18 protein-coding genes are annotated in these 16,700 nt (G+C 67.2%); 3 read left to right on the forward strand and 15 right to left on the reverse strand.

Translation table 11 applies throughout. The annotated features are described in order from the left end of the window. The 13 genes from fliR to fliF all read right to left on the reverse strand — a co-directional run bounded on the left by fliR (window position 1) and on the right by fliF (window position 11,638). Window positions 1-804: a flagellar biosynthetic protein FliR gene (gene fliR / locus ACUH78_RS01265; protein ID WP_435750315.1), complete on the reverse strand. Its 804-nt coding sequence runs from the start codon at window positions 802-804 to the stop codon at window positions 1-3. Between the two features lie 40 nt (window positions 805-844). After that, window positions 845-1,114 carry a flagellar biosynthesis protein FliQ gene (gene fliQ / locus ACUH78_RS01270; protein WP_418362951.1) on the reverse strand — a complete coding sequence of 90 codons (270 nt, stop codon included), beginning with the start codon at window positions 1,112-1,114 and terminating at the stop codon, window positions 845-847. Window positions 1,115-1,139: 25 nt separating this feature from the next. Continuing rightward, complete coding sequence (fliP, locus tag ACUH78_RS01275) at window positions 1,140-1,913, reverse strand: flagellar type III secretion system pore protein FliP (RefSeq protein WP_418362950.1); 774 nt, start codon at window positions 1,911-1,913, stop codon at window positions 1,140-1,142. Beyond that, window positions 1,903-2,379, reverse strand: a complete 477-nt coding sequence (gene fliO / locus ACUH78_RS01280; protein ID WP_418362949.1) for a flagellar biosynthetic protein FliO — start codon at window positions 2,377-2,379, stop codon at window positions 1,903-1,905. The genes fliP and fliO overlap by 11 nt, the downstream gene beginning before the upstream one ends. Before the next feature lie 7 nt (window positions 2,380-2,386). Next, complete coding sequence (gene fliN, locus ACUH78_RS01285) at window positions 2,387-2,863, reverse strand: flagellar motor switch protein FliN (RefSeq protein ID WP_418362948.1); 477 nt, start codon at window positions 2,861-2,863, stop codon at window positions 2,387-2,389. Continuing rightward, a complete protein-coding gene (fliM, locus tag ACUH78_RS01290) occupies window positions 2,856-3,866 on the reverse strand; it encodes a flagellar motor switch protein FliM (RefSeq protein ID WP_418362947.1) in 1,011 nt (336 codons plus the stop codon). Before fliM ends, fliN begins: the two co-directional genes overlap by 8 nt. Window positions 3,867-3,877: 11 nt before the next feature. Beyond that, a complete protein-coding gene (locus ACUH78_RS01295) occupies window positions 3,878-4,453 on the reverse strand; it encodes a flagellar basal body-associated FliL family protein (RefSeq protein WP_418362946.1) in 576 nt (191 codons plus the stop codon). Between the two features lie 93 nt (window positions 4,454-4,546). Continuing rightward, window positions 4,547-5,824 (reverse strand): flagellar hook-length control protein FliK, encoded by a 1,278-nt coding sequence (locus ACUH78_RS01300; protein WP_445332477.1) that lies wholly within the window; start codon window positions 5,822-5,824, stop codon window positions 4,547-4,549. Window positions 5,825-5,941: 117 nt separating this feature from the next. After that, on the reverse strand, window positions 5,942-6,409 hold the full coding sequence (fliJ, locus tag ACUH78_RS01305; protein ID WP_445332476.1) for a flagellar export protein FliJ: 468 nt from the start codon (window positions 6,407-6,409) through the stop codon (window positions 5,942-5,944). A 140-nt stretch (window positions 6,410-6,549) separates the two neighbouring features. Beyond that, entirely contained in the window at window positions 6,550-7,944 is a 1,395-nt protein-coding gene (gene fliI / locus ACUH78_RS01310) for a flagellar protein export ATPase FliI (RefSeq protein ID WP_418362943.1), read from the reverse strand. Next, window positions 7,941-8,915 (reverse strand): flagellar assembly protein FliH, encoded by a 975-nt coding sequence (locus ACUH78_RS01315; RefSeq protein WP_445332475.1) that lies wholly within the window; start codon window positions 8,913-8,915, stop codon window positions 7,941-7,943. The genes fliI and ACUH78_RS01315 overlap by 4 nt, the downstream gene beginning before the upstream one ends. A gap of 33 nt (window positions 8,916-8,948) precedes the next feature. Further along, the gene (gene fliG / locus ACUH78_RS01320; protein ID WP_418362941.1) at window positions 8,949-9,950 is read right to left on the reverse strand and encodes a flagellar motor switch protein FliG; all 1,002 of its coding nucleotides are present in this window, start codon (window positions 9,948-9,950) and stop codon (window positions 8,949-8,951) included. Then, window positions 9,947-11,638, reverse strand: a complete 1,692-nt coding sequence (gene fliF / locus ACUH78_RS01325; RefSeq protein WP_445332474.1) for a flagellar basal-body MS-ring/collar protein FliF — start codon at window positions 11,636-11,638, stop codon at window positions 9,947-9,949. The genes fliG and fliF overlap by 4 nt, the downstream gene beginning before the upstream one ends. Before the next feature lie 131 nt (window positions 11,639-11,769). Here fliF and ACUH78_RS01330 point away from each other — a divergent pair, with 131 nt between their 5' ends. The 3 genes from ACUH78_RS01330 (at window position 11,770) to fliE (ending at window position 14,975) form a co-directional block, all read left to right on the forward strand. After that, window positions 11,770-13,008: a sensor histidine kinase gene (locus ACUH78_RS01330; RefSeq protein ID WP_418363349.1), complete on the forward strand. Its 1,239-nt coding sequence runs from the start codon at window positions 11,770-11,772 to the stop codon at window positions 13,006-13,008. Continuing rightward, complete coding sequence (locus ACUH78_RS01335; RefSeq protein WP_445332473.1) at window positions 13,005-14,486, forward strand: sigma-54-dependent transcriptional regulator; 1,482 nt, start codon at window positions 13,005-13,007, stop codon at window positions 14,484-14,486. The genes ACUH78_RS01330 and ACUH78_RS01335 overlap by 4 nt, the downstream gene beginning before the upstream one ends. A gap of 165 nt (window positions 14,487-14,651) precedes the next feature. Continuing rightward, the gene (gene fliE, locus ACUH78_RS01340; protein ID WP_418362938.1) at window positions 14,652-14,975 is read left to right on the forward strand and encodes a flagellar hook-basal body complex protein FliE; all 324 of its coding nucleotides are present in this window, start codon (window positions 14,652-14,654) and stop codon (window positions 14,973-14,975) included. Between the two features lie 33 nt (window positions 14,976-15,008). Here fliE and ACUH78_RS01345 read toward each other — a convergent pair whose 3' ends face one another. Together ACUH78_RS01345 and ACUH78_RS01350 are read right to left on the reverse strand one after the other, a co-directional pair. Then, window positions 15,009-15,785 carry a flagellar brake protein gene (locus tag ACUH78_RS01345; RefSeq protein ID WP_418362937.1) on the reverse strand — a complete coding sequence of 259 codons (777 nt, stop codon included), beginning with the start codon at window positions 15,783-15,785 and terminating at the stop codon, window positions 15,009-15,011. Between the two features lie 11 nt (window positions 15,786-15,796). Next, the gene (locus tag ACUH78_RS01350; protein WP_418362936.1) at window positions 15,797-16,582 is read right to left on the reverse strand and encodes a flagellar brake protein; all 786 of its coding nucleotides are present in this window, start codon (window positions 16,580-16,582) and stop codon (window positions 15,797-15,799) included. Window positions 16,583-16,700: the final 118 nt, after the last annotated feature.

Genomic DNA, 16,700 nt, shown 5'->3' on the forward strand with positions numbered 1-16,700 from the left:
TCAGGGGGCCGGTGTTGGAAGCGGGGCGAGGGCGTCGAGCAGCAGCGAGATGGTGTCGAAGCCGCGTTCGAACAGGCTCTGCAGCACGGGGCCGAAGTTGGTCATGATCAGCAGCAGACCGATGAAACCGGCGGTGAGCGTAATGGGGAAACCCACTGCGAACAGGTTCAGCTGCGGCGCTGCACGCGTCAGCACACCGAGTGCGATGTTCGCCACCAGCAGCATGGCGATGATCGGCATGGACAGCAGGAGCCCGGCCGCGAATACGGTCAGGCCGGTGCGCGCGATGAAGATCCAGCCGCTGGAGCTGAGCAGCTCTGTGCTGACCGGAAGCCACTCGAAGCTCCTGACCACGATCTCGATCAGCACCAGGTGACCGTTGGCCGCCAGAAAGAGCAGCGTGGCGAGCAGGTTCAGGAAGTCCGACAGCACCGCGGTCTGCCCGCCCGCGTCGGGGTCGAAGAAGATCGCGAAGGACAGACCCATCTGCATGCCGATCAGGGCGCCGGCCATGTCCACGGCCGCGAACACGATGCGCATCATGAAGCCGATCGCGATGCCGATGAAGATCTGCTGGCCGAAGATCACCAGCCCCAGGCCGGAGTTCGGCGGCACGTCCGGCATCGGCGGCATGATCGGCAGCACGGCCACGGTCACCGCGATGCCGATTGCGAGCCGAGCGCGCACCGACACCCCTCGGTTGGCGAATACGGGCGCTGAAGAGAACAACCCGAGCAGCCGCGCGAGCGGAAACATCAGCGCGGCGAGCCATGCATCGAGCTGGGCGGCGGTTACGCTGAGCATCGGGCGGCGGAGCGGTGGTGAGTGCGGCGGCGCGGCGGCGCTAACCGATCATCGTCGGGATGGACTGGATCAGCCTGCGCATGAAGTCCGTCAGCAGGGTGATCATCCACGGCCCGGCAAGCACGAGGGTGACGAAGATCGCGACCAGCTTGGGCACGAAGGAGAGTGTCATCTCGTTGATCTGGGTCGCGGCCTGAAAGATGCTGATGATCAGGCCGGTCGCCAGTGCGGCGACGAACAGGGGTGCGGAAACCAGCAGCGTGACTTCGACGGCTTGACGCCCGATCTCGATGACTGCGGTAGGGGTCATGGCGTTTCTCCTCGGAACGCGCCCTTCAGAGGGCGAAGCTCTGTACCAGCGAGCCGATCAGTAGCGTCCAGCCGTCGACCAGCACGAACAGCATGATCTTGAAGGGCAATGACACGATCACGGGCGACATCATCATCATGCCCATCGACATCAGCACAGAGGCGACCACCATGTCGATGATGATGAAGGGGATGAAGATGATGAAGCCGATCTGGAAGGCGGTCTTGAGCTCCGACGTAACGAAAGCGGGGATCACCACGCGCATCGGCAGATCCTCGGCCTTCTCCACCGGAGGCACCTTGGCAAGTCCGGCGAAAAGATCGAGATCGGGCTCGCGCACCTGCTTGAGCATGAAGGCCTTTACCGGCACCGACGCGCGCTCGAGTGCCTCGTCGAACTGGATCGCTCCCTCGGACATTGGCAGGTAGGCGTCGGTATACACGCGCTCGGCGACCGGCGCCATGATGAAGAAGGTCAGGAAAAGTGCCAGCCCGAGCAGCACCTGGTTCGGCGGCGCGGTCTGCGTGCCCATGGCCTGGCGCAGCAGTGAAAACACGATGATGATGCGGGTGAAGCTCGTCATCATCAGCACCATTGCCGGGATGAAGCTCAGCAGCGTCATCAGCAACAGCGTCTGGATGGTCAGGCTGTAGGTCGTGCCGCCTCCGGGTGCATCGGTCGTGGTCAGCGCGGGCAGGGCCTGTGCGGCGGCCAGCAGCGGCAGACCGGCGAGCAGTACGCCCAGGGCAAGCTGGCGCAGCAAGGCGGGAGACAATCGACGGCCGGTTTCAGCGCGCATTGCGGTGCTCCGTTGCCTGCTTGAGCCAGCTTGCGAAGCTGCGTCCGGCCGGTGTTGCCACCCCGGGCGCATCGGCGGCGAGCGGAAGCGCGCTGCGCTTCATGTCGTGCAGTTTGCTCACCGAGCCTGGCGCCACACCGAGCACCAGGACCTCGTCACCGAGTTCGACCAGCACCACGCGCTCGCGCGGACCCACGGCCGCGGCGCCCAGCACCTTGATGGCGGCGCCACCCCCGCGCGGTGCGCCCAGCCGGCGGATCAGCCACAGGCTGGCGAGCAGCAGCGCGATGACGATGGCGAGCCCGAACGCCATCTGCAGCAGGCTGGCACCGAGCTCGGGGAGGGGGGAAGAGGTAGGGGTGGAGACGGGGGTGGGGGCAGTCTGTGCCAGGGCAGCGCCTGGCCAGAGCGGGGCCAGTGTCGTGGTGCCCGCCAGGACAGGAACGGTCAGTCGTTGCAGGGGCATGGGTCGATCAGCTGCGGATCTTACGCATTCGCTCGGCGGGGGTGATGATGTCGGTCAGACGGATGCCGAACTTGTCGTTGACCACGACCACCTCGCCCTGGGCGATCAGGGTGCCGTTGACCAGCACGTCCATCGGCTCGCCCGCAAGACCGTCCAGTTCGACCACCGAGCCGTGTGCAAGCTGCAACAGGTTGCGGATCGACAGCTTCGTGCGCCCCAACTCCACAGTGATCTGCACCGGGATGTCGAGGATCATGTCGAAATCATTCAGCGACCCCTGCTTGTCGCTGCTGCCGCCGAAGTCTTCGAACAACTGGCTGGCCGGCTTGGCCTGGTAAGGCGAGCCGTCCATGGCCGCCGCGGCGAGTTCGGCCGCCACGCGGTCGGCCTCGCCGTCGCCTCCGGCTTCGACCGCGGCCTGCTCCATCATCGCAGCGGCCCAGTCGTCTTCGGTGATCTGGGGTTCCAGATTGTCGTCAGCCATTGTTTTCTCCCGGATGGCTCGATGTGTCGGTGTCGTCGGCGCGGATGAATTGCTCGAGCTTGATGGCGTAGTGTCCGCCCTTGGTGCCGTGGTTGCACTTGAAGACCGGTACCCCATCCACCTCGGCAACCAGTGCGGCGGGCACGTTCAGCGGAATCACGTCCCCCACGCGCATGTCGACGATGTCGCGCAGGGTGAGGCGGGCGCTGCCGAAATTGCAGCCCAGCTCCACCTCGACGGTCTGCAACTGTCGCGTCAGCAGCTTGATCCAGCGGCGATCCGAGGTCAGATGGTCGCTCTGCATGGTGGAATACAGCAGATCGCGAATGGGTTCGAGCATGGAGTACGGGAAGCAGATGTGCATCTCCGCCTGCGCGCCGCCGAGTTCGAGCGAGAAGCTGGTCGCGACCACGACTTCGGAGGGGGTCGCGATGTTGGCGAACTGCGAGTTCATCTCCGACCGAACGTACTCCAGATGCAGTGCGAACACCGGTGCCCAGGCGCGGGCGTACTCGGTGAAGACCACGTTGAGCATGCCCTGGATGATGCGCTGCTCGGTGGGTGTGAAGTCACGCCCCTCGACCCGGGTGTGGAAGCGCCCATCGCCGCCGAACATGTTGTCCACGACCAGGAACACGAGGTTCGGGTCGAAGACGACCAGCCCGGTGCCGCGCAGCGGCTTGGCGGTCACCAGGTTGAGGTTGGTGGGCACGACGAGGTTGCGGATGAACTCTGCGTACTTTTGCACCTTGATCGGTCCCACCGAGACCTCGACGTTGCGGTGCATGTAGTTGAACAGGCCGATGCGCAGATAGCGTGCGAAGCGCTCGTTGATGAGCTCGAGCGTAGGCATGCGCCCCCGCACGATGCGCTCCTGCGTCGCCAGATTGTAGGGGCGAATGCCTTCCGTCCCCGCGTCGTCCGCAGCCTGTTCGTCCGTCTCCCCGGTCACGCCCCGTAGCAGGGCGTCAACCTCTTCCTGGGAGAGAAAGTCCGCGGACATGGTGCCGCTCCTTACTGGATGATGAAGGAGGTGAACAGCACCGACTGCACGGGGCCGTTCGGGATGGGGCGGCCGCTCGCATCGCGCACCGCCTGGAAACCGAGCGCCTCATTGACCTGCTGGGTGATCTCGAGCGAGAGCGCCTCGCGCCCTTCGATGGTGGCAAGCTCCGAGGGGAGTTTGGCCGACAGCAGCAGGTTGATGCGGTGGCGGATCTCCGGCATGAAGGCCTTCAGAGTCGGCTCCATCTTCGGGTCGGCGATGCGCATGACCGCCACCACCTGGAGGTAGTGGTCGCCCTCGTCGCGACGCAGATTGACCGTGAAGGCGTCGAGCGGAATGAAGATCGGTGGCTTGGTGAGGTCGACGGTGCCCTGGGTCTGGAGCTGCGCTTGCGCTGCAGCCTCGCTGGCAGCGGCTTCCTCACCGTCCTTGTCCTTGCCACCCTTGAGCAGCAGCAGCGCACCGACGCCCGCGGCGATCAGGATGAGCACCACGAGCAGCACGATGACGATGATCAGGCCGAGCTTGCCTTTCTTCTTGGGGACGTCTTCGCCTTCTTCCGTCTTTGCCGGTGCCTTGGCCATGCGTTTCTCCTGTTGTACGAATTGCATTATCCGGGAGGGTCACGCAAGCCAAAGCGCCGAAAAGTGGGGCAGAGCAGCCCCAATTCGCGCACTTCAGGCGAAGGTGTCGACCATCCCCTGCTGTTGTTTCACCCAGCCGCCACCGCTGCCGGACTGGGTCCCCGCCCCGTTGAGGGCTTCATCGCCCTGGCCATTTCCCCCGTCCTGGCGGGAGGTGCCGCCATCGCGGCCCTGCTGACCCGAAGTGCTCACGTTTGCATCGCCCAGCATGATGCCCGCCTGCTGAAGGATCTCGCGCAGATGCGGCATGGCGCGCTCGAGCGCATCGCGGGCGGCCTGGCTGGACGCGATGAACTGCGCCGTCGTATGGTCGCCGTTGAGGCTGATCGAGACTTCGAGCTTGCCGAGGCTCGGCGGTGTCAGCACCAGTTCTGCCTTGCTTTCGGCGCGGCCGAGCATCCAGCGCACCTGGTTGCTGACGTCCTCCGCCCACGCCTGCTGGCCGGCTGGCGTCTGGACGGGCAACTGCGGCGTGGGTTGCGCACCCTGCGCCTGGCGCAGCAACTGCGGCGAACCATGCAGGTGCAGTCCGGTGCCCTGCAGGCTGGCGCCGCCCTCTGCGCCTTCCTTGACCAGTCCCGTCGCAGCCTCGGCACCGCGTCCGGCGGCGATGCCGGCAGAAACTGCGTTTGCCGCCACTGCGATGGCCTTGGCCTGCAGCCCGGGGTTGGCATTGCCGTCCGCGATCTCCTGGCCCAGGCTCGTCAGCAGCGCCGAATTATGAATTGATTTCTTCCCGCCGTTGGGGTTCGTCAGCAGGCTCTCCGTGCCATCCTCCACGGCGGCACTGTCCTGCTGCCCGGAGAGCAGGGCGGCAATGGCTGCCGGCAAGCCGGCAACGGAAGCCGCCGCCGAAGCCTCCGGGCTGCCGGCTGTGGCAGGCTGCTGCGGCTGTGCTGCGGTCTGCGCCTGTCCTTGCGCGTCGGAAGGGTTCTGGCCGCTGCCCGAGTTGCCCTCCTGCGCTTGGGTGGAGGGCGGGGCGTCCGCGGGTTGGTCCGCCTCGGCCGCGCGTGCGCCGTCGGGGGAGGACGCGCGCTCGGGCGAGGGGCTGTTGCGGCCTTCGGCAGCGGTGCTGCGTTCCGCACCCTGCCTGTCCTGCGGGCGCGGAGCTTCATTGCGTGGGGGCTCCGGCATCCGGCTCTGCAGGGTTTGCGAGAAGGAGTTGGCGCGGGTGTCGGTGCGGAAACTGGCCTGGGCTTCGGTGCGCGCGTTGCGGGCCGCCGGGTTTGCGGGCTCTGGCTGCGCCGAGAGCAGGTTCACGGCGGAGACCGGGTTGCGTGCGGAGGCGTATGCGGAAGGCAGTGCAGACATGTCTGGGTCCCTGTGAGGCTGGCGGGGATCAAAGGATCCGGTGCGCAACCTCAAGCAAGGCTCATGCCACCAACGGACAGGGCCCTGCGACGGGCTTCGGGCGCGTGCTCAGCGGGGTCAAGATTCGCCCTCGCCTTCGTCATCGCTGCCGGAATCGAATCGCCGGCGCGCCGCGTGCTCGTCCGCCTGTTTCTGCTCGCGCCGTGATTCGGCTTGGTCCAGGGCAGACCGGTGGCGCTGCGAGAGCGTGTCGAAGGCCTTCAGGCGGGTGTGCTGGGCGATCCAGGTCTGCTGACCTTCCACCGTGCGCGCCTGGGACTGCTCCACGAGCTTGCGCTGTGCGGCGATGGCTTCATCGAGCCTGCCCATGAAGGCGCTGAAATTGCGCCAGGCGTCCGGGCTCATGCCATCGCGCGCAGCCTGCACGAAGCGCTCGTTGTATTCCTTGCGGTAGGTTTCGAGCATCTCGAGCTTCTGCGCCTGATCGCGCTCGGCGGCGACGAGCTCGCCAAGCCTGCGGGCGGCTTCGTCGGTGCGGGTGTTGGCGAGGTCGAGCAGGGGCTGGAGGTGGAATTGCGCAGTCATCGGCTGCCGGTTGGCGTGCAGTCTGGAAGCCGGATTCTAGCGTGCCGGAGGGCCGCTGGCTCGTCTTGCCCAACAGTCTTGCCCGATCCAGACCCCTGTCCTTTGCGCCGGCAGGCGCGAACGGGGGGCCGCGCGCCTTGTCAGCCGAACACTTCGGCGAGCTTGCGCAGCGCGCCCTCGTGCGATTCGCGTTCGTGGATGCCCTGCTGGAGGAAGGCCTCCAGCCTGGGGTACAGCCGCACCGCGGTGTCCAGCACCGGGTCTCCGCCGGCCTGGTAGGCGCCCACCGCGATCAGGTCGCGCGAGCGCTGGTAGCGCGAGAAGAACTGCTTGAACTGACGCACGACGGCGAAGTGGTCGTCGCCCACCAGGTTGTGCATTGCGCGCGAGATGGATTGCTCGATGTCGATCGCGGGGTAGTGGCCCTGATCCGCGAGCGTGCGGGACAGCACGAAGTGGCCGTCGAGGATCGCTCGCGCAGAATCCGCGATCGGGTCCTGCTGGTCGTCGCCTTCGGCGAGCACGGTATAGAAGGCAGTGATCGAGCCGCCGCCCTCCGGGCCGTTGCCGGCGCGCTCGACCAGTGCAGGCAAGCGCGCGAACACGCTTGGCGGGTAGCCGCGGGTGACCGGCGGCTCGCCGATCGCCAGCGCGATCTCGCGCTGGGCCATCGCGTAGCGCGTCAGCGAATCCATGATCAGCAGCACCTGCTTGCCGCGGTCGCGGAAGTGTTCCGCCACCGTGGTCGCATAGGCTGCGCCCTGCATGCGCATCAGCGGGCTGGTATCGGCTGGCGCCGCGACCACCACCGAGCGCGCGAGACCTTCCGGGCCCAGGCTCTGGTCGATGAACTCCTTCACTTCCCGGCCCCGCTCGCCGATCAGGCCGACCACGATCACGTCGGCTTCGGTGTAGCGGGCCATCATCCCGATCAGCACCGACTTGCCCACGCCGGAGCCGGCGAAGAGCCCCAGGCGCTGCCCGCGCCCGACCGTCAGCAGCGCGTTGATGGCGCGAATGCCCACATCGAGCGGCTGGCTGATCGGTGCGCGCGAGAGCGGGTTGATTGCACGGCCCTGCAGCGAGCGCGTTTCCTGGGTCCCGAGCGGACCATGTCCGTCTAGCGGACGGCCGGCGCCATCCACGACGCGGCCCAGCAGCTCATCGCCCACCGGGAGATGCTTGGCGCGGTCGGCGGCGCGCCGGCGCGGGCCGATGCGCTTGCCCGGCACCAGGCGCGGCACGCCCACTTCGATCGGCAGCACGCGCGCCCCGGGGGCGAGGCCGAAAACGTCGTCGGTGGGCATCATGTACAGCTTGTCGCCGTTGAAGCCCACCACCTCGGCATCCACCGAGCCGCCTCCGGGCACCAGGATGCGGCAGCCCGCGCCCAGCGGCAGCTTGATGCCGGCGGCCTCCATCACCAGCCCGTTGATGCGCGTGAGCCGGCCCGAGGTTTCGAGCGGGTTGCAGCCCTCGACCAGATGGCGTCCGTCGGTGAGGAAACTGCGCCACAGGGCGGTGTGTGGATTCATGGGCCGGGTGCCTGCGCCGCTCCGGGGCCGCCGGGCTGGCTGTCGTCTGGGCTGTTCGCGTCCTTGAGCGGTTGCCTGCCTCCTTCCCCGCTTCCGTCTTCGGTTGCGCCCCAGACTGGCTCCTCCGTCTCTTCGCCCGCCTGTTCCGCAACGCTCTCCGCAACGTCCTCCGCGGCCCCTTCCGCGGCCCCTCCCGCAGGCGACCAGGCGGCCTTCTCGTGCCCGATCGATTCCAGCACCCGGCGCCAGCGCGTCTGCAGGGTCGCGTCTACAACGGTGCCCTGGCCCTCGATGCGGCACTCGCCGCGCTGAAGGTGCAGATCCTCGTGCAGCCGATGTCCGCCGTGTGCGAACTGATCGCCTGCGTGCCTGCGCACGAGGTCCAGGTCCTCGGGGTGAAGATGGATCTGCGCGTGCCCCTGGGGAAGCTGGAGCAGGGCTTCGCGTACGGTGTCGAGGATGGTTTCAGGGTGGTGCTCGAGCGTGAGCCGCACCATGCGCCGCGCCATCTCGATCGCGAGCGCCATGAGCTCTTCTGCGATCTCCGCGTCCAGCGTCTGCATCGCGTCCTCGAGCGTGTCCACCAGCCTGGCGATCCGTCCGGCTTCCTGCGCGGCCTGGCGCTGACCTTCCTCGTACCCCTGCTTGCGTCCGGCCTCCAGCCCTTCGGCCACGCCTTCGCGCCGGCCTTCGTCGAAGCCGGCCTGGCGCACCTCCTCGTGCATGCGCTCGATCTCCTCCGCTGTGGGCAGGCGGAAATCGGCGGGCAACTCGGGCAACTCGGGCGGCCCGGCTGGGGCGGGCGCCTCCTCCGCCGCAGCGGGTGCAGCGACTGCGGTCGGTTCGGCCTCAGCCGATGATGCCTCGCCGGTATCCGCGTCGTCTGCAGCGCCGTCCTCGCCTTCGGCATCGAAGTCGGCCGGCGTCCAGCGCCTGTAGGCCCCTACGGCCTGATGGCGGGAAATGCTCATGGGCGGCTCACGTGTTCAGTGCCGGGGCGCAGATCAGACGAAACCATCGTCGCCGCCCTTGCCGCCGAGCATGAGCTGGCCCTCTTCGGCCAGGCGACGCACGATCTTGAGGATCTCCTTCTGCTCGGCCTCGACCTCGGACAGGCGAACCGGCCCGCGTGCCTCGAGATCCTCGCGCAGCATCTCTGCAGCACGGCTGGACATGTTCTTGAACACCTTCTCGCGCAGTTCGGGCGGTGCGCCCTTGAGCGCGATGATGAGCGAGTCGGACTGGATCTCGCGCAACAGGGTCTGAATGCCGCGATCGTCGATGTCGAGCAGGTTCTCGAACACGAACATCTCGTCGAGGATCTTCTGCGCCAGTTCCGGATCGTATTCGCGCACGTTGTCGATGACCGCCGTTTCATGCGTGGAACCGACGAAGTTGAGGATCTCGGCCGCATGGCGAATGCCGCCCATTGCCGCCTTCTTCACGTTCGATGCGCCCGAGAGCATCCGTGTCAGCGCGTCGTTGAGTTCCTTCAGCGCCGCGGGCTGGACGCCGTCCAGCGTGGCGATGCGCAGCACCACATCGTTGCGCAGGCGGTCGGTGAAGTGCTTGAGGATCTCGCCCGCCTGGTCGAACTCCAGGTGCACGAGGATGGTGGCGATGATCTGCGGGTGTTCGTTCTTGATCAGGTCGGCGGCGGTGGCGGCGTCCATCCACTTCAGGCTTTCGATGCCTGCCGTGTCCGAGCCGCTCATCATGCGCGCGAGCAGGTGGCCGGCGCGCTCGTCGCCGAGCGCCTTGGTCAGCATCTCGCGCAGCTGCGCCTCGTCGGGCTGGATCATCGCGCCCTTGCCGAAGTGCGCGTCCACTTCCATCAGCAGTGGCATCACGCGATCGCGGGTCTGGGCGGGCATCTCCGACATCTTCAGGCTCAGCTTCTGCACCTCGCGCGGGCCGAGCTGGCGCAGGACTTCTGCGGCCGCATCCGGGCCCAGGGTCAGCAGCAGCAGGGCGGCCTTCTCCAGGCCTTCCTCAGGCGTCGTCACTTGCGCCCCTCCTCATTCAGGCCCATCCAGTTCTTCATCAAATTCGCCATGGTCTTGGGATCGTCGCGGGCGAGCTGGCGAATGCGCTCGAGGCGCTGCTCGAAGCTCTCCTCGGCTTCGCCCGACAGGGTGACGCGCACGCCTTCCTCGCCTTCCTCCAACGCCTCCTCTCCCGCCGCACCGGCACCCGTTTCGGTCTTTACCGGCGGCGGCAGCACCGTGCGCAGCAGCGGGCGGATCACGCCGAAGTAGGCCAGCAGCAGCGCCACCAGCACCAGCAGCCAGTTCAGCCCTTCCTTGCCCAGCTCGACCATCTCCGGGTCCTTCCACAGGGGCAGGGCCGGCTCGACGCCATCCTGGGCAAAGGCGCTGTTGGCCACGTTGATGCTGTCGCCGCGGTCGGCGTTGTAGCCGACCGCTTCGCGTACCAGATTGGTGATGCGCGAGATCTCGTCGTCCGTCAGGGGTACGCTGGTGGGCGTGCCGTCGGTGCCGGGGATGGTGCGATTATTCACCACAACGGCCACCGACAGGCGCTTGACCTGGCCCACGGCCTGCTTGATGTGCTGGATACTGCGGTCGAGTTCGTAGTTGAGCACGGCGCTGCGGTTGCTGCTCACCGCGGCGGCGCCCGCTGCACCCGGGCCGCCGGCCACCGGCGGTGCGGTGAGGGGGGCGGTCGCCGGCACCGGCGGCTGGTTGGTGAGCGCGCCCGGCACGCCCTGCGGTCCCTGCAGCGGATTGATCTGCTCGGTGGTCTGCTGACTGCGGATCGCCTGGTCGGGAGACGGATTGGGCTTGTAGCTTTCGGCGGTCTGCTCCACCTGGTCGAAATCGACATCGGCTGCGACCTGGGCGCGGAAGTTGTCCTTGCCGACCATCGGGATCAGGATGTTCTCGATGCGCTCGATGAAGGCCTTCTCCATCGCACGCACGTACTCCAGCTGGCGTGCGTTGAGCCCCGCATGCATCAGGGGGTCGGCCTGCTCGGTGAGCAGGCTGCCGTTCTGGTCGACGATCTTCACGCCGTCGGCGGTCATGCGCGGCACGCTCGACGACACCAGGTGCACGATGCCCGCCACCTGGCTTTGGTTCAGCACCCGGCCCGGACGCATGTTCACCATCACCGAGGCGGTCGGGCGCTGCTCGTCGCGCAGGAAGGCGGTCTGCTTGGGCATGGCGAGATGCACGCGTGCGCCGGCCACCGCGTCGATGGCCTGCACGGTGCGGGACAGCTCGCCCTCGAGTGCGCGCTGGTAGTTCACCTGTTCGTTGAACTGCGAGATGCCCAGCTTCTGCCCGTCCATCAGCTCGAAACCTGCGAGCCCGCCCTTGGGCAGACCTTCTGCGGCCAGGCGTAAGCGCGTCTCGTGCACCTGCGCCTGCGGCACCAGGATGGCGTTGCCGTTGGCCGACATGCGATAGGGCACGTTCTGCTGTTGCAGCGCGGTGATGATCTGCCCGCCATCGCGCTCGTCGAGGTTGGAGAACAGCACCGCGTAATCGGGCGCCCGGTTCCACAGCAGTGCGCCTGCGACCAGTGCGATCGCGAGCGCGATGGCGGCCGCGGCGGCAATCTTCTGCCGCTGCGAGAGCGCGTTGATGTTCTGCAGTGCCTGCTGCAGCCGGGTGTCCGCCGGCGCTGCGGCGCCGGGGGCAAGGTCTGCGGTGTTTTCTGCTGCGGCCATGGTGGCTGTCCTGTCGCGTACGCTTTTTCCGATGGCGGCATTGTCCGTCCGCGAGCGCAAGGTTCATGTCGTGAAAAGCGGCATTTTTTGCCGCTTGTTTGCCGGCTAAGATGACGGTGTTCGCCGATAGAGTGCATGCCGTGAAAACGGAACCCGCGTTGACTCCTGCCGTGACCGACCCCGCCAGCGCCGATGCAAGGACTGCGCCGGGCGCTGCTGCGCCCGCGCTGGATGCCGCCCAGCTCGCCGAAGCCTTTGCGCTCTTCAGCCGTGCGTCGGAAGAGCTCTCTTCGGCCTACAACGCGCTGCAGGAGCAGGTGGGGCAACTCACCGAGCGCCTCGCGGTGTTGATGGGCGCGCTGCCCGCGGGGGTGCTCGTGCTCGACCGCGCAGGCCGCATCGTGCAGGCCAATCGTGCCGCCGGCGAGCTCTTCGGTCGCGACCTTTCCGGCCTGGGTGAGGGCGAAGCCCTGCGCTGTCTGGAAGAGACTGAGACCCCCGGAGAATACCTGCTGCGCCTGCCGCAGGCGGAGGCGGGCGCCGAACCGCGCCGCGTGGCCCGGACCGAATCGGAGCTCGAGTCCGGCGACGAGCGCATCGTGCTGCTGCACGACATCACCGACACCTTCCGCATGCGCCTCACCGCCGAGCGCAACGAGCGCCTGGCCGCGATGGGCGAGATGGTCGCCGGCCTCGCGCACCAGTTGCGCACGCCGCTGGCGGCTGCCTTGCTCTACACCGGCAACCTGCGCCAGTCCGAACTCGACCCGCTGCAGCGCATCCAGGTGGCCGACCGCGCGCTCGAGCGCCTGCGGTATCTTGAGCGCCTGATCCGCGACATGCTGCTGTTTGCCCGCGGCGACAGCACCGGGCGCCACCGCTTCGAAGTGTGCGAACTGGTCACGGAGCTCACGCATACGCTGGAGCCGCTCGCACGTGCCCGCCAGGTGAGCTTCGAGAGCGGCTGCGCGTGCCCGCAGGCAAGCGTACTGGGCGACCGCAAGGCGCTCGGCGGGGCGCTCACCAACCTGCTCGAGAACGGCATCCAGGCTTGCCCGCAGGGCGGGCAGCTTGCCTTCGCCGCGGTCGAGATCGACGCGGCCGAGTCCGGTATCGGCTGCGCGGCGGTGCGCTTCACGGTGCGTGACAGCGGCGGCGGCGTGCCGCCCGAGTTGCAGGAGCGCCTTTTCGAGCCTTTCTTTACCACTCGCGCGGAGGGCACCGGTCTGGGGCTCGCGATCGCGCGCGGCGTCGCCCGTGCGCACGGCGGCGACATCACGCTGCGCTCCGCACCGGGGCAGGGGGCGGAATTCGCGCTGACCGTGCCGCTCGCATCGGCAGCCGCTTCGAACGGGGACGAACCCACATGATCGAGACATTGAACATCCTAGTGGTCGAGGACGACGCCGCGCTGCGCGATGCGGTCTGCTTCACGCTGGAGATGGCGCATCACGGCGTCGTCGGCGTCGATGGCGGGCCGGCGGCGCTGGCGGCGCTGGAGCAGGACCACTTCAACCTCGTCGTCACCGACCTGCGCATGCAGCCCATGGATGGCCTGCAGCTGCTGCATGAGATCCGTGCGCGCTGGCCGCAGCTGCCGGTGCTGCTGATGACCGCCTATGGCGACGTGGACAAGGCCGTGGCGGCCATGCGCGGGGGCGCCTGCGACTTCCTGATGAAGCCCTTCGAGCCCGATGTGCTGCTCGAGAACGTGCGCCGCTACGCCGCCGTGCAGCCCGATGCGGAAGACACCGTGGCCGAGGATCCGCTTACGCGCAACCTGCTGGCGCTTGCTGCGCGTGTGGCCGAGACCGACGCCACGGTGATGCTTTCGGGCGAGTCGGGCACCGGCAAGGAAGTGTTCGCGCGCTACATCCACGAACATTCGCCGCGCGCCGGCAAGGCCTTCGTCGCCATCAACTGCGCGGCCATCCCCGAGAACCTGCTCGAAGCCACGCTGTTCGGCTATGAGAAGGGCGCCTTCACTGGCGCGCAGGCGGCGCAGCCGGGCAAGTTCGAACAGGCGCAGGGCGGCACCATCCTGCTCGACGAGATCTCCGAGATGCCGCTCGGCCTGCAGGCCAAGCTGCTGCGCGTGCTGCAGGAGCGCGAGGTCGAGCGCGTGGGCGGCAAGAAGCCGGTGGCGCTGGACATCCGTGTGCTCGCCACCAGCAACCGGGACATGCCGGCCGAGCTCGCCGCCGGACGCTTCCGCGAAGACCTCTACTACCGGCTCAATGTGTTTCCGATCGCGATTCCCGCGCTGCGCGAGCGCCCCGGCGACATCGTCCCGCTCGCGCGGCATTTCCTTGCGCGCCATGCCGCCCGGCTCAAGCGCCAGGTGCGCTTCTCGCCCGAAGCCGAGGTGCTGCTTGCGCGCTACGGCTGGCCAGGCAACGTGCGGGAGCTCGAGAACACCATGCACCGCGTGCTCATCCTCACGGCGGGTGACGAGGTGAACGCAGAGACTGTGCGGCTGTGCCTGCCGCACTGGAATCCGGAGGCGGCAACACCTGCCGCTGCACCGGCAAGTTCTGCCGCTTACCTGTCTGCATTCACGTCTCCAGTCACGCCCCCACTCACTCCCCCACTCACGCCGCCGCCGGCTGCCGCGCCCGTGCACGCCGCCCCGCTACCGCCAGCGGCGGGTCCGCTTCCTGCTTCCAGCCCCCACGAGGCAGTGGCCCAGCGCCCGGCGAACATGAAGGACTTGGAGCGCGAACACATCCTCTCGACGTTGCGCGCGCTGGGCGGCTCGCGCAAGAAAACCGTTGAAAAGCTTGGGATTTCAGAGCGTACGCTGCGCTACAAGCTGCAGCAGTACCGTGAGGAGGGCCATGACTGCTGACCCGGGCCCTCCAGAGCTTCCCTGTGGAAACGGGCTTGCCCGCGAGTGCGGCACCCAAAGGCGCGGCGGTCGCGGGTAGGTCGCACTGCGACCACGCCAATGCTTGGCATGCCGCTTGCTCTGCTACACTGACGTCACCAAACACCCTGAGGCTGGGGAACGCACATGGATACCCGTGGAATCGACCAGATGCTGAGCGACCTGCGCTCGGTATCGCAGGCTGCACAAGGCAAGGCCGCATCGCCCGCCGACGCGCCCGCCGGGGGCGTTAACTTTGCCGACGTGCTTGGCAACGCACTCAAGGATGTCAGCGCCGCGCAGGGCGAGGCACGGGCGATGGCCGAGAACTTCTCCGCAGGCGACCCCAACGTGAACCTGCAGGACGTGATGGTCAATCTGCAGAAAGCCAGCCTGTCCTTCCAGCAGATGGTGCAGGTTCGCAACCGGCTGGTCACGGCTTACCAGGACATCATGAACATGCCGGTGTAACGGGCGCCGGCGCAGCGATCGCTGCGCCGCTCTTCAGAAACCGCCGCGCGTGCGCGCGTTGATCTCGCGCTCGACGTTGAAGATGTAGCGCTGGATGCGTGTGTCCGCGCTGCGCGGCAGGGATTCGAACCGCAGGCCGATACGCAGCTGCTCGGTACCGTTGGGCCGAAGCTGACGGTTGATGTTGCGCACCTCCAGATCGACCGGCAACGGCTCGCGGTCCGTCAGGCGCAGCGTACAGCCGTGCAGGAACTCCCCGATGGTGAGCTCGCGCAGGTCGGCCGGAACCTGCACCGCGATCCCGGTGCCGCTGATGTCGACGACGCGCGTCTCGCTGGGGGCCTGCTCGGACCCTTCCGCTGGCGGAATCGTCAGCGTGACGTTGTGCGCAATGGGCACCTGCAGGCGGAAGAAGTCGCGGCGTTGCAGGCGCAGCACCTCGGTCGGGAGCCTCGCACGCAGAGCTGGGCGGCCTTCGTCGACCACTTTGCGGATGCCCGTCGCGGTGAACTGGATGCGGATGCGGTTGATCTGCGTGGTGCACAGGATCTGCTCGGCTTCGAGGGCCTTGGCGTGAATTTCTGCGTCCGGGCTTACGTCGATCAGGATCGCCTCGTCATCGGGCATGACCTTGAGCACCGCGCTGACGTAGGAGACCCCGCCGCGAATGTAGGCCGACATCAGGCAGCGGTTGTCGATCAGTTCCTTCATCACCTGAAGGATCTGTCCCCGACCGCGCAGGATGTAGCGCTCGAATCCCGCGTCCTGCATGGGTGGAACGGGGGTGAAGGTCTTTTTCTCTTCTTCCATGGTCTCGGATGTCAAGTCAGCCCCCGCTCGCGCGCGTTGCGCTCTCGTTCCATGCGCAGGACGTAGCGCTGGATTGCGTCGCCTGCGCCGCGCGAGAGGTTGGCGAAGGCGCAGCCGATCCGCAGCAATTCGACGCCGTTCATGCGGGTGATGCGGAAGAGGTTGCGCACGATCAGTCGCGCGCTGATCGGTGGGTTGTCGGGCAACAGGAGCGTGCAGTCCTCGAACGCGGCCCCCTGTTCCAGCGTGACGCCACCGGGCGGCACGGCGATCGCGAGACCACCGCGGCTGATGTCGAGGATGTTCAGTTCCACCTCGCGTATCGTTCCGTCGCCCAGCGGCAGGGGCAGCCTGCACACCACGCGGCGCGGGGACGAGGATGAAGGGGTCTGCAGACGGTAGAACTCGCGGCGCTGCAGGCGCAGCACGGTGTTGGGGAAGGGCGCGCGAAAGCCGGGTTTGCCTTCCTCGACTACCCGTACTGGGCGGCGGACGAGGAATTGGATCCGCACGCGGTCAAGCTGCGTGACGCAGTCGAGTGCCTCGGATTGGGCAATGCGGTCGTTCTGCAGAGGATCTGCGCTGGCATCGAGCAGGATGCCGTGCTGCTCGTCGGCCTCGATCAGGGCGGTGATGAAACTCTGCCCGCCGGGGACCATGCGTGCGCTGACCAGCCCTCGGCTGGCGAGCAGCGCTCGAAAAAGTGCCTTGATTTCGACGGGGTCGCGCAGCAGGTATTTTGCTTCGTCTTCACCGTAGACCAACTCGACGCGGGTATCTTCCTGTTCGATGTGCATCTTGTGCAGAGTGTTGTAGGGCGTACCCGCTTTCTTTCCAAACGCTCGTTCCCGCGTGTTCCGGCGCGTTACGGTTCCGGCTTCGTTATATCACGATAAACCCGCCTGCGGCCGGTCG

The organism is Thauera sp. ZXT1-4, assembly GCF_052598215.2.

Bases quoted from the DNA above. Each gene is read 5' to 3' on its own strand.
- fliR (WP_435750315.1), bottom strand. From the start codon at position 804: ATGCTCAGCGTAACCGCCGCCCAGCTCGATGCATGGCTCGCCGCGCTG.
- fliQ (WP_418362951.1), bottom strand. From the start codon at position 1,114: ATGACCCCTACCGCAGTCATCGAGATCGGGCGTCAAGCCGTCGAAGTC.
- fliP (WP_418362950.1), bottom strand. From the start codon at position 1,913: ATGCGCGCTGAAACCGGCCGTCGATTGTCTCCCGCCTTGCTGCGCCAG.
- fliO (WP_418362949.1), bottom strand. From the start codon at position 2,379: ATGCCCCTGCAACGACTGACCGTTCCTGTCCTGGCGGGCACCACGACA.
- fliN (WP_418362948.1), bottom strand. From the start codon at position 2,863: ATGGCTGACGACAATCTGGAACCCCAGATCACCGAAGACGACTGGGCC.
- fliM (WP_418362947.1), bottom strand. From the start codon at position 3,866: ATGTCCGCGGACTTTCTCTCCCAGGAAGAGGTTGACGCCCTGCTACGG.
- ACUH78_RS01295 (WP_418362946.1), bottom strand. From the start codon at position 4,453: ATGGCCAAGGCACCGGCAAAGACGGAAGAAGGCGAAGACGTCCCCAAG.
- ACUH78_RS01300 (WP_445332477.1), bottom strand. From the start codon at position 5,824: ATGTCTGCACTGCCTTCCGCATACGCCTCCGCACGCAACCCGGTCTCC.
- fliJ (WP_445332476.1), bottom strand. From the start codon at position 6,409: ATGACTGCGCAATTCCACCTCCAGCCCCTGCTCGACCTCGCCAACACC.
- fliI (WP_418362943.1), bottom strand. From the start codon at position 7,944: ATGAATCCACACACCGCCCTGTGGCGCAGTTTCCTCACCGACGGACGC.
- ACUH78_RS01315 (WP_445332475.1), bottom strand. From the start codon at position 8,915: ATGAGCATTTCCCGCCATCAGGCCGTAGGGGCCTACAGGCGCTGGACG.
- fliF (WP_445332474.1), bottom strand. From the start codon at position 11,638: ATGGCCGCAGCAGAAAACACCGCAGACCTTGCCCCCGGCGCCGCAGCG.
- ACUH78_RS01335 (WP_445332473.1), top strand. From the start codon at position 13,005: ATGATCGAGACATTGAACATCCTAGTGGTCGAGGACGACGCCGCGCTG.
- fliE (WP_418362938.1), top strand. From the start codon at position 14,652: ATGGATACCCGTGGAATCGACCAGATGCTGAGCGACCTGCGCTCGGTA.
- ACUH78_RS01345 (WP_418362937.1), bottom strand. From the start codon at position 15,785: ATGGAAGAAGAGAAAAAGACCTTCACCCCCGTTCCACCCATGCAGGAC.
- ACUH78_RS01350 (WP_418362936.1), bottom strand. From the start codon at position 16,582: ATGCACATCGAACAGGAAGATACCCGCGTCGAGTTGGTCTACGGTGAA.